This is a genomic window from Oscillibacter valericigenes, assembly GCF_021531915.1.
GTDB lineage: Bacteria > Bacillota > Clostridia > Oscillospirales > Oscillospiraceae > Oscillibacter > Oscillibacter valericigenes_A.
Map to the genome: position 1 here is coordinate 148,795 of NZ_JAFBIV010000004.1, position 11,966 is coordinate 160,760.

At 63.5% G+C, this 11,966-nt stretch carries 7 protein-coding genes; all 7 read left to right on the forward strand.

The features are described from left to right. The first annotated feature begins 40 nt into the window (after positions 1–40). Complete coding sequence (gene spoVAD / locus JQM66_RS05175) at positions 41–1,057, forward strand: stage V sporulation protein AD (RefSeq protein WP_235228809.1); 1,017 nt, start codon at positions 41–43, stop codon at positions 1,055–1,057. Positions 1,058–1,329: 272 nt separating this feature from the next. Further along, positions 1,330–2,661, forward strand: coding sequence for a type I glutamate--ammonia ligase (gene glnA, locus JQM66_RS05180; RefSeq protein WP_235228810.1), 1,332 nt, complete (start codon positions 1,330–1,332; stop codon positions 2,659–2,661). Positions 2,662–2,768: 107 nt separating this feature from the next. Continuing rightward, positions 2,769–3,311, forward strand: a complete 543-nt coding sequence (locus tag JQM66_RS05185; protein ID WP_235228811.1) for an ANTAR domain-containing response regulator — start codon at positions 2,769–2,771, stop codon at positions 3,309–3,311. Between the two features lie 58 nt (positions 3,312–3,369). Then, positions 3,370–7,902: a glutamate synthase large subunit gene (gene gltB, locus JQM66_RS05190; protein WP_235228812.1), complete on the forward strand. Its 4,533-nt coding sequence runs from the start codon at positions 3,370–3,372 to the stop codon at positions 7,900–7,902. An 18-nt stretch (positions 7,903–7,920) separates the two neighbouring features. Beyond that, the gene (locus JQM66_RS05195) at positions 7,921–9,318 is read left to right on the forward strand and encodes a glutamate synthase subunit beta (protein WP_235228813.1); all 1,398 of its coding nucleotides are present in this window, start codon (positions 7,921–7,923) and stop codon (positions 9,316–9,318) included. Between the two features lie 231 nt (positions 9,319–9,549). Beyond that, positions 9,550–11,262 (forward strand): ammonium transporter, encoded by a 1,713-nt coding sequence (locus tag JQM66_RS05200; RefSeq protein WP_235228814.1) that lies wholly within the window; start codon positions 9,550–9,552, stop codon positions 11,260–11,262. Positions 11,263–11,385: 123 nt separating this feature from the next. Continuing rightward, complete coding sequence (gene spoVAE, locus JQM66_RS05205; RefSeq protein ID WP_235228816.1) at positions 11,386–11,742, forward strand: stage V sporulation protein AE; 357 nt, start codon at positions 11,386–11,388, stop codon at positions 11,740–11,742. Positions 11,743–11,966 lie beyond the last annotated feature (224 nt).

Below are 11,966 nucleotides of genomic sequence, written 5' to 3' on the forward strand. Positions count from 1 at the left end.
TGGACAACCTATGGAAAATCCATCAAACGAGGTGGCATCCATGAACGACAAGCGCGTCGGCCAGCGGACCATCGCCCTGGCCCATCCCCCCTCCGTCATTTCCTTCTCCAACATCGGCGGAAAATTCGAAGGTCAGGGGCCTCTGGGGACCTACTTTGACGAAACCAGCCAGGACTCCTTCTTCGGGGAAAAGACCTGGGAAAAGGCCGAATCCGCCATGCAGAAAAAGGTCCTCCAGCGGGCACTGGACCAAGCAAAGCTGAAGCCTAAGGACCTGGACTATATCTTCGCCGGGGACCTGCTGAACCAGTGCATCGGCTCCTCCTTCGGCCTGCGGGATTTCGGTGTTCCCTTCTACGGCCTGTACGGTGCCTGCTCCACCATGGGGGAGTCCCTGTCCCTGGCGGCTCTGGTGATCGACAGCGGCTGCGCCGACAAGTGCGCCGCCATGACCTCCTCCCATTTCTGCACCGCCGAGCGGCAGTATCGGATGCCAGTGCCCTACGGCAGCCAGCGGCCTCCCACGGCCCAGTGGACCGCCACCGCCGCCGGGTGCACCATCCTGGCGTCTGACGGCCCCGGTCCCTACGTCACCCACGTCACCTGCGGCAAGATCGTGGATAAGGGCATCACCGACGCCAACAACATGGGCGCAGCCATGGCTCCGGCAGCCTACGACACCCTGGCCGCCTTTTTCCGGGACACCGGCACCAAGCCCCAGGACTACGACCTGATCGTCACCGGCGACCTGGGGGAGCTGGGCCATGCCATCGTCCGGGACTTCTTCTCCCGGGACGGCATCGACCTGGGAGACCACTTCCAGGACTGCGGATTGCTGCTGTACGACCGGAAGCGGCAGGACATGCACGCCGGCGCCTCCGGCTGCGGCTGCTCCGCCTCCGTACTGAACGGCTATCTGCTGACAGAGATGCGCCGGGGCCGCTGGAACCGCATCCTCTTCGCCCCCACCGGCGCCCTGTTGTCTCCCACCTCCAGCTTTCAGGGGGAATCCGTCCCCGGCATCTGCCATGTGGTCTGCCTCTCCAACAGGCGGTAATGTTTTCCATGCGAGCACACTTGTCCGCCGTATTAAATTGCACAAAGGATTTTTTCGGAGCACTTTCCATTTTAGAAAAGTCTCCGAAATCACTTTCCCACCCGTTCTGTCAGCGCGAAAAACGTTGACAGAGCGGGTTTTTTCCTCGTATAATCCGAAAGTAGAGAGAGCAAAGGCGCCCCCTCTCGGGTCGTCCGCGCTCATTTTTTCTTTTTCAGTTTTCTTCTGCTTTAAATTGATAAACTGGTTTTTCATAGAAAGGAGACCGCGTCATGGGGAAGTACACCAAGGAGGACATCATCCGAATGGTGCAGGAGGAGGATATCCAGTTCATCCGGATGCAGTTCACCGATATCTTCGGCCAGCTGAAAAACGTGGCCATCACCGCCTCCCAGATCGAACGGGCGGTGAACAATGAGATCATGATGGACGGCAGCTCCATTGAGGGCTTTGTCCGCATCGAGGAGTCCGACCAGTACCTGTGGCCGGACCTGGACACCTTCGCCATTCTCCCCTGGCGGCCCCAGTACGGCAAGGTGGCCCGCCTGATCTGCGACGTCCATAACCCGGACGGCACCTCCTTCCAGGGGGATCCCCGCAGCGTGCTGAAGCGGGAGCTGCAGCGGGCGGAGCGGCTGGGCTACACCTTCAACGTAGGCCCGGAGCTGGAGTTCTTCCTGTTCCAGACGGACGAGAACGGCCGCCCCACCACCCAGACCAGCGACGAGGCCGGCTACTTCGACCTGGGTCCCCTGGACCACGGAGAGAGCACCCGCCGGGAGGTGACCCTGGCCCTGGAGCAGATGGGCTTTGAGATCGAGGCCAGCCACCACGAGCTGGCCGCAGGCCAGCACGAGCTGGACTTCAAGTACGCCGAGGCCCTTCACACCGCCGACAACATCATGACCTTCAAGCTGGCGGTGAAGACCCTGGCCCAAAAGAACGGCCTCCACGCCACCTTTATGCCAAAGCCCGTCTACGGTGCCGCCGGAAACGGCATGCACGTCAACATGTCCCTGTTCCGGGACGGCCACAACGCCTTCTACGACGAAAGCACTCCCAACCAGCTCTCCCCCCTGGCCACTCAGTTTATCGCGGGCCTGCTGGCCCATGCCCAGGGCTTCTGCGCTCTGACCAATCCCCTGGTGAACTCCTACAAGCGGCTGGTCCCCGGCTATGAGGCCCCCTGCTACCCGGCCTGGTCCACCTCCAACCGCTCCGCCCTGATCCGCATCCCCGCTCCCCGGGGGCAGGGCACCCGGGTGGAGCTACGGAGCCCCGATCCTTCCTGCAACCCCTATCTGGTCTTTGCCGCCTGCCTGGCGGCGGGACTGGACGGCATTGAAAAGAAACTGACGCCCCCCGCCCCCATTTCCCGGAACATCTACGAGATGACGGCGGAGGAGCGCAGCGCCTGCGGCCTGGAGAGCCTCCCCGGCACCCTGGAGGCCGCCATCCGGGCGCTGGAGGCAGACCGTGTGGTCCTGGACGCCCTGGGTCCCCATACCGCCCTGCAGTACATCACCGGCAAGCTGCGGGAGTGGGAGGAGTACCGCACCCAGGTCTCCCAGTGGGAGCTGGACAAGTATCTGGTGACCTATTGAGCAGCCGCTTTCCGTAAGAGCGGGCAGAGCACCGGTCCCCACGGAAGCCATTCGCAAAGACCGATGTCCCCCATCGGCCCATTCCGCAGCAAAGGAGGTACAGGAAGATGGACCGGATCGTTGTGGCCTTTGCCAACGAAGAAGCCCAGCGCCGCATTTGCCGGCTGCTGGAATCCGACGGCTGGTCCCCCGCTGCCAGCTGCGCCTCCGGAGCGGAGGCCATCCGCACCGTCCGGAAGCTGGGCAGCGCCATCGTGATCTGCGGCTTCAAGCTGCGGGACATCACGGCAAACGATCTGGCTGCCGACCTGCAGGGTACGGCTCTGCTGATGGTGGTCTCCTCCGCCGTAAACCTGGACTTCTGCCAGCGGGACAACCTCTACAAGCTCCCCACCCCCATCTCCCGGTCCGACTTCTTCGCCACCCTGGACCTGATGCGGCAGTTCGAGGAGGCCCACCTGCACCACGCGCCTCCCAAGCGAAAGGAGGCGGAGCAGCAGCTCATCCGAAAGGCCAAGGAGCTGCTGATGGACACCAACCGCATGACGGAATCGGAGGCCCACCGCTTCCTCCAAAAGCGCAGCATGGACGCCGGCATGAAGCTGGCGGACATGGCACAGTACATCCTTGATTCTTATGGGGTGCCCTGAAACAGAGACCCCTTTCTTTTCCGAATCCCAATCCCAAATATGAAACGGAGTGTTTCCTATGCTGGAATCCGACCAGAGACGTTATCCCCTGTATGACCCCGCTTTTGAACACGACGCCTGCGGCATCGGCGCCGTGGTGGACCTGAAGGGCCGCAAGTCCTACGAGACCGTGGACAATGCCCTGAAAATCGTGGAAAAGCTGGAGCACCGCGCCGGCAAGGACGCCGCCGGAGAGACCGGCGACGGCGTAGGCCTGATGCTGCAGGTGCCCCACAAGCTGATGGTAAAGGCAGCCGCCGCCGAGGGCATCACCCTGGGCGAGGAGCGGGACTATGGCGTGGGCATGTTCTTCTTCCCCGCCGACAACCTCAAGCGTGCCCAGGCCAAGAAGATGATGGAGATCATCGTGGCCAAGGAGGGCATGGAATTCCTGGGCTGGCGGGACGTACCCACCCACCCGGAGGTACTGGGCGAAAAGGCCATCAGCTGTATGCCCCGCATCTGCCAGTGCTTCGTGAAGCGCCCGGCGGACTGCGCTCCAGGCCTGGACTTTGACCGGAAGCTGTATGTGGCCCGGCGGGTCTTCGAGCAGTCCAACATCAACACCTACATTCCCTCCTTCTCCAGCCGCACCATCGTCTACAAGGGCATGTTCCTGGTTGGCCAGCTCCGCAAGTTCTACGCGGACCTGACGGACCCGGACTGCGAGAGCGCCATTGCCCTGGTCCACTCCCGGTTCTCCACCAACACCAACCCCAGCTGGGAGCGGGCCCATCCCAACCGCTACATCATGCACAACGGCGAGATCAACACCATCCGGGGCAACGTGGACCGCATGCTGGCCCGGGAGGAGACCATGTCCTCCGCGGTCATGGAGGAGGATATGGACAAGATCCTCCCCGTGGTGGACCAGAGCGGCTCCGACAGCTCCATGCTGGACAACACCCTGGAGTTCCTGATGATGAACGGCATCCCCCTGCCCCAGGCCGTCATGATGTGCATCCCCGAGCCCTGGGCCAACGACAAGAAGATGGACCGGGAGAAGCGGGACTTCTACCACTACTACGCCACCATGATGGAGCCCTGGGACGGTCCCGCCGCCATCGTGTTCTCCGACGGCGACACCGTGGGCGCGGTGCTGGACCGCAACGGCCTGCGGCCCTGCCGGTGGTATCTCACCGACGATGACCGCCTGATCGTCTCCTCCGAGGTGGGCGTGCTGGACATTCCCCCGGAGAAAATCATCAAGAAGTCCCGCCTCCAGCCCGGCCGCATGCTGCTGGCCGACCTGCGGGAGGGCCGCCTGGTGGACGACGCCGAGATTAAGCACCGCTGTGCCGTTCAGCAGCCCTACGGCGAATGGCTGGACCAGCATCTGGTATACCTGAAGGACCTCCCCATCCCCAACAAGCGGGTGGAGACCCACTCCCAGGAGATGCGGGACCGGCTGTACAAGGCCTTCGGCTATACCTACGAGGAAGTGAAGGACTCCATCCTCCCCATGGCCCGCGCCGGCGCCGAGCCCACCGCCGCCATGGGCGTGGACACGCCGCTGGCGGTGCTCAGCGAGAAGCACCAGCCCCTGTTCAACTACTTCAAGCAGCTCTTCGCCCAGGTGACCAACCCCCCCATGGACGCCATCCGGGAGGAGATCGTCACCGACACCACGGTGTACGTGGGCTCCGGCGGCAACCTGCTGCAGGAGAAGGCGGAAAACTGCGCCGTTCTCCAGATCCACAACCCCATCCTCACCTCCGTGGACCTGATGAAGATCCGCTACATGGACCGCCCCGGCTTCCATGTGGAGACCATCTCCCTGCTGTACTACAAGGGCTCTCCCCTGGAGAACGCCCTGGACCAGCTGTTCGTCAACGTGGACCGGGCCTACAAGCACGGCGCCAATATTCTGATCCTGTCCGACCGGGGCGTGGATGAGAACCATGTGGCCATTCCCTCCCTGCTGGCAGTCTCCGCCCTGGAGCAGTACCTGGTGCGCACCAAGAAGCGCACCGCCGTCTCCATGGTGCTGGAGAGCGCCGAGCCCAGAGACGTCCACCACTTCGCCACGCTGCTGGGCTACGGTGCCCAGGCCATCAACCCCTATCTGGCCCAGGAGTGCGTGGAGGAGCTGGTGACCCTGGGTCTGCTGGACAAGGACCCCACCGCCGCCATCAACGACTACAACAGCGCCATCCTCCACGGCATCGTGAAGATCGCCTCCAAAATGGGCATTTCCACCATCCAGTCCTACCAGTCCGCCCAGATCTTCGAGTGCGTGGGCATCAACAAGCAGGTCATCGACAAATACTTCACCAACACGGTCTCCCGGGTGGAGGGCGTGGGCCTGGAGGAGATCGGCGAAGGCGTGGAGTGGAACCACAACCAGGCCTTCGACCCCCTGGGCCTGGGCTTTGACGCCACTCTGGACTCCATGGGCACCCACAAGCTGCGGTCCGGTCCCGACAAGGAGGACCACATGTACAATCCCCGGACCATCCTGCTGCTGCAGAAGGCCACCCGGGAGGGCAATTACAACACCTTCAAGGAATACACCTCCCTGGTGGACTTTGCCGACAAGCCCCACACCCTGCGGGGCCTGCTGGGCTTCCGGTTCGATCCCAACGGCGGCATCCCCATCGACGAGGTGGAGCCGGTGGAATCCATCGTCAAGCGCTTCAAGACCGGCGCCATGAGCTACGGTTCCATCTCCCAGGAGGCCCACGAGTGCATGGCCATCGCCATGAACCGCATCGGCGGCAAGTCCAACTCCGGCGAGGGCGGCGAGTCCCCGGATCGGCTGCGGGACGAGCGGTGCTCCGCCATCAAGCAGATCGCCTCCGGCCGCTTCGGCGTCACCAGCGAGTACCTGTGCAGCGCTCAGGAGATTCAGATCAAAATGGCCCAGGGCGCCAAGCCCGGCGAGGGCGGCCACCTGCCCGGCAAGAAGGTATACCCCTGGATCGCCAAGACCCGGTACTCCACCCCCGGCGTCAGCCTGATCTCTCCCCCGCCTCACCACGATATCTACTCCATTGAGGACCTGGCCCAGCTGATCTACGACATGAAGAACGCCAACCGCCATGCCCGCATCAGCGTGAAGCTGGTGTCCGAGGCTGGCGTGGGCACCATCGCCGCAGGCGTTGCCAAGGCGGGCGCCCAGGTGGTGCTGATCTCCGGCTACGACGGCGGCACCGGCGCCGCTCCCAAGAACTCCATCCAGGGGGCGGGCCTGCCCTGGGAGTTGGGCGTGGCGGAGGCCCACCAGACCCTGATCAAGAACGGCCTGCGGCACCAGGTCATCATTGAGGCCGACGGCAAGCTGATGACCGGCCGGGATGTGGCCATCGCCTGTATGCTGGGCGCCGAGGAATTCGGCTTTGCCACCGCGCCCCTGGTCACCATGGGCTGCTGCATGATGCGGGTGTGCAATCTGGACACCTGCCCCGCCGGCATCGCCACCCAGAACCCGGAGCTGCGCAAGCGCTTCGCGGGCAAGCCGGAATACGTCATCAACTTCATGACCTTCGTGGCCCAGGAGCTGCGGGAGTACATGGCACGCTTGGGCATCCGCACCGTGGACGAGCTGGTGGGCCGCAGCGACCTGCTGCAGGTCCGGGAAAAGCTCATCACCCACCGGGCGGAGACCCTGGACCTCAGCGGACTGCTCCAGAACCCCTACGGCGACCACGTGCCCCACTTTGATCCCGCCGCTGTCTATGACTTCCACCTGGAGGACACCGTGGACATGAGCGTGCTGGTGGAGAAGCTGGGCAAGAGCCTGAAGGGCAAGAAGTCCGGCAAGCTGAGCCTGGATGTCTCCTCCACGGACCGCTCCTTCGGCACCCTCTTCGGCTCCGAGATCACCCGCCAATGCGGCGACTCCCTGCCGGATGACAGCTACGTCATCACCTGCCGGGGCGGCGGCGGTCAGTCCTTCGGTGCCTTCATCCCCAAGGGCCTCACTTTGGCCCTGGAGGGCGACTGCAACGACGGTTTCGGCAAGGGACTCTCCGGCGGCAAGCTGATCCTCTATCCCCCCAAGGGCACCCAGTTCGACCCCGGTGAGAACATCATCGTGGGCAACGTGGCCCTGTACGGCGCCACCTCTGGCCGTGCCTTCATCAACGGCGTGGCCGGCGAGCGGTTCTGCGTCCGCAACTCCGGCGCCGTGGCAGTGGTGGAGGGCGTAGGCGACCACGGCTGCGAGTACATGACCGGCGGCCGGGTGGTCATCCTGGGTTCCACCGGCAAGAACTTCGCGGCGGGTATGTCTGGCGGCATCGCCTATGTGCTGGACGAGAAGCACGACCTTTACATGCGGCTCAACAAGGAGCAGGTGCTGATCGACACCCTGACGGAGTCCCACGACATCCAGGAGCTTCGCTCCCTCATTGAAGAACACGTGGCCGCCACCGGCTCTCCCCGGGGCAAGCAGATCCTGGCAGCCTTCAAGTCCTACGTTCCCTGCTTCAAGAAGGTCATGCCCAGAGACTATGACCGGATGCTGCGGTCCATTGCCCAGTACGAGGAAAAGGGCATGAGCCGGGAGCAGGCGGAGATCGAGGCGTTCTACGCCAACACCAGAAGCTGAGAAAGGAGGGCGATCACCATGGGAAAAACCACCGGATTTTTGGAGTACGTCCGTCAGGACGACCGGAACCGCGCCCCTGAGGAGCGGGTCCATGACTGGGAGGAATTCCACCTGGCCCTCCCCGCCAAGGAACGGCAGGAGCAGGGCGGGCGCTGCATGAACTGCGGCGTGCCCTACTGCCAGGCAGGCATGATGTTTAAAGGAAAAACCTTCGGCTGCCCCCTGCACAACCTGATCCCCGAATGGAACGACATGATCTTCGCCGGCAACCAGCCCCACGGTCTGAGCCGCCTGCTGAAGACCAACAACTTCCCGGAGTTTACCGGCCGGGTCTGCCCCGCCCCCTGCGAGCAGGCCTGCATCTGCGGCATCTACGGGGACGCCGTCACCATCCGGGACAATGAGCGCTGCATCATTGAGGAGGCCTTTGCCTCCAAGGCCGTCAAGCGCCGCCGCCCGCCCCAGTGGTCCGGGAAAAAGGTGGCCGTCATCGGCTCCGGCCCCGCCGGTCTGGCGGTGGCCGACCAGCTGAATCACCGGGGCCACTCCGTCACCGTCATTGAGCGAGAGGCCCATCCCGGCGGCCTGCTGACCTACGGCATCCCCAACATGAAGATGCCCAAGGACGTGGTGAAGCGCCGGGTGGACCTGATGACCGACGAGGGCGTCAGCTTCGTCTGCGGCGTGGACGCCGCGGAGCCCAAGACCGCCCAGCGGCTGCTGAAGGAATACGACGCCGTGGTCCTCTGCTGCGGCTCCGAGACCCCCCGCCCCCTGGGCCTGGATACCCAGGGCGTCACCGGGGTGTACTTCGGCACGGAGTATCTGAAGGCCGCCGTCCAGCGCCACCAGTTCGGAGAGAGCCCCGCCATCCCCACGGCGGAGGGACGGGATGTGGTCATCATCGGTACCGGCGACACCGCCAGCGACTGCGTGGCCACCGCCCTGCGGGAGGGTGCCGCCTCCGTTACCCAGCTGGTGCGCCGCCCGGAGAGTGACTACCGGAAGAACGGCCAGCTGCCCACGGACTACGCCCACGAGGAGGCCCTGGCCGTCACCGGACGGGACCCCCGCCGCTTCGGCGTTCAGGTCAAGGACCTGGTGAAGGACGAGAACGGCAGTCTCACCGCTATTGTCACCACCGACGGGGACACCCTCCCCTGCCAGCTTCTCATCGGCGCCACCGGCTTTGCCGGCTGCCGGGCAGACGTGTGCGCCGCATTCGGCGTGGAGGCCGGGAAGACCGTCGCCACGGAGGAGGGCCACTTCGCCACCAGTGTGGAGAAGGTCTTTACCGCCGGCGACATGCGCCGGGGCCAGTCCCTGGTGGTCTGGGCCATCGCGGAGGGCCGGGCCGCCGCCGCGGAGGTGGACGGATACCTGATGGGCTACACCAACCTGATGCGCACCATGTAATAGTCCTAAACGCCGGGGCAGGAATGCCCCGGCGTTTACCGTTTTCCGACGCATTGTTCAACCTATATAAATTTTAGAGAACTTTTTGTCAGAAGCAGCAAAATGCTTGTCGATTTCGCACATTGACGATTTTGGCTTTGGTGGTGTAAAGTTTTACCATCGTAAAGGCAAGGACGCCTGAGAGGAAAGCTCTCGGCGTCCTTGCCTTATTTGCTTCAAGGAGGGAATTTTATGTATTCATCCGTCAACACCATCTGGGTCCTGTTGGGAGCAGCCCTGGTCTTCTTCATGCAGGCAGGTTTCGCCATGTGTGAGGCAGGCTTCACCCGTGCCAAGAACACCGGCAACATCCTGATGAAGAACCTCATGGACTTCTGCATCGGCACCCCCACCTACTGGATCCTGGGCTTCGGCCTCATGTTCGGCGGGGCCGGCGCCATCATCGGCGGCTTTGATCCCTTTGTCCTGGGCGACTACGCCGATGTGCTTCCCGCCGGCGTGCCTCTGTTCGCGTTCCTGATCTTCCAGACCGTGTTCTGTGCCACCGCCGCCACCATCGTCTCCGGCTCCATGGCAGAGCGCACCAAGTTCATTTCCTACTGCATCTACTCCTTCTGCATCTCCGCGTTCATCTATCCCATCTCCGGCCACTGGATCTGGGGCGGCGGCTGGCTGAGCCAGCTGGGCTTCCATGACTTCGCCGGTTCCACCGCGGTCCACATGGTTGGCGGTGTGTGCGCCTGCATCGGCGCCGCTTTCCTGGGCCCCCGCATCGGCAAGTACGACAAGGACGGCAAGCCCCGGGCCATCATCGGCCACAACCTGTCCCTGGGCGCCCTGGGCGTGTTCATTCTGTGGTTCTGCTGGTTCGGCTTCAATGGCTGCTCCACCGTGGCCATGGACAGCAACGAGGCCATCGTCTCCGCCGGTCTCATCTTCGTGAACACCAACCTGGCCGCTGCCGTGGCCTCCTGCGTCACCATGCTCTATACCTGGCTGCGCTACAAGAAGCCCGATGTGGGCATGACCCTGAACGCCGCCCTGGCCGGTCTGGTGGCCATCACCGCCGGCTGCGACATGGTATCCCCTGTGGGCGCCGCCATCATCGGCCTCGTCGCCGGCCTGGTCCTCCCCATCTCCGTCAACTTCTTTGATTCCGTGGTGAAAATTGACGACCCCGTGGGCGCCATCTCCGTGCACGGCGTCTGCGGTGCTCTGGGCACCATCCTCACCGGCCTGCTGGCTGTGGACGGCGGAGCGTTCTACGGCGGCGGTCTCCACTTCTTCCTGATCCAGTGCCTGGGTGTGGCTGCCACTGCCCTCTGGGCCGCTGTGATGATCACCATTGTCTTCGTGATCCTAAAGAGCACCATCGGCCTCCGCGTCTCCGTCGAGGAGGAGTTGAAGGGCCTGGATATCACCGAGCACGGCCTGCCCTCCGCTTACGGCGGCTTCGCCTTCGTCTATGACGATACCCCCGCCGACCTGGTGGCCGAGGTCACCGGCGCTACGCCCGTCAAGGAGGCCGTTCCCGTGGAGGTGGCCGCCTCTGTGGTGGAGCCCTCCGCTCCCGTGGGCGGCGTGAAGATGACCAAGATTGACATTCTGTGCAAGATGGAGCGGTTCGACGCGCTCAAGCGCGCCATGTTCGACATCGGCATCACCGGCATGACCGCCACCAACGTCATGGGCTGCGGCGAGCAGCGGGGCAAGACCGAGGGCTACTTCCGCGGCGCCAAGGTGGAAGCCACCATGCTGCCCAGCCTGCAGGTGTCCATCGTGGTCAGCAAGCTGCCCGTCTCCCTGGTGGTCAACACCGCCCGCAAGGTCCTCTACACCGGCAACATCGGCGACGGCAAGATCTTCATCTCCAACGTGGAGAACGTCATCAAGGTCCGTACCGGCGAGCAGGGCTACGACGCCCTCCAGGACGAGGCCCAGTAACCATCTCCCTTTGCTTCCCTTCTTTCGGGGGAGGTCCGCTTCGGCGGGTCTCCCCCATCCATTGCATAGGATCTCCATTCCCGGGCATACTGACCCCAGAAATCATTTCCGGGAGGGTTCCTCATGGACTATCTCAACGCGTTCCTCTGCGGCGGCATCCTCTGCGCCATCGGTCAGATCCTGATCGACAAGACCAAGCTGACCCCCGCCCGCATCCTGACGGGCTATGTGGTGGCGGGCGTTCTTCTCAGTGCCCTGGGCCTCTATCAGCCCATTGCCGACTGGGGCGGCGCCGGAGCCACGGTGCCCCTGACGGGCTTCGGCCACGCTTTGGCCAAAGGCGTCTCCAAGGCTATTGGTGAAAAGGGCTGGCTGGGCGTGCTGACAGGGGGGCTTACCGCCACGGCAGGCGGTATTACGGCAGCCGTGGTATTCGGCGTCCTCATGGCGCTGCTTTTCAAGCCCGGCGACAAGCGTTAACACAAAAGCGGATGGAAGGTTCCATCCGCTTTTGTCATTGTTTTGTTGTTTTCTTTCCAAAGCCGACCTGCTATACTGGAGATAACAGAAAAAACGACTGGAAAGGACTTATGATGATGCGCCGCTTTACCGCTTTGTTCCTGGTCTGCCTGATGCTGCTGTCCCTGACCGCCTGCAGCTCCGCCCCCGCCCCGGGGTCCGACGGTCCCTCCCAGCCGGAGGCC

Coding starts and splice junctions, on each gene's coding strand:
- spoVAD (WP_235228809.1), top strand. CDS start 41: ATGAACGACAAGCGCGTCGGCCAGCGGACCATCGCCCTGGCCCATCCC.
- glnA (WP_235228810.1), top strand. CDS start 1,330: ATGGGGAAGTACACCAAGGAGGACATCATCCGAATGGTGCAGGAGGAG.
- JQM66_RS05185 (WP_235228811.1), top strand. CDS start 2,769: ATGGACCGGATCGTTGTGGCCTTTGCCAACGAAGAAGCCCAGCGCCGC.
- gltB (WP_235228812.1), top strand. CDS start 3,370: ATGCTGGAATCCGACCAGAGACGTTATCCCCTGTATGACCCCGCTTTT.
- JQM66_RS05195 (WP_235228813.1), top strand. CDS start 7,921: ATGGGAAAAACCACCGGATTTTTGGAGTACGTCCGTCAGGACGACCGG.
- JQM66_RS05200 (WP_235228814.1), top strand. CDS start 9,550: ATGTATTCATCCGTCAACACCATCTGGGTCCTGTTGGGAGCAGCCCTG.
- spoVAE (WP_235228816.1), top strand. CDS start 11,386: ATGGACTATCTCAACGCGTTCCTCTGCGGCGGCATCCTCTGCGCCATC.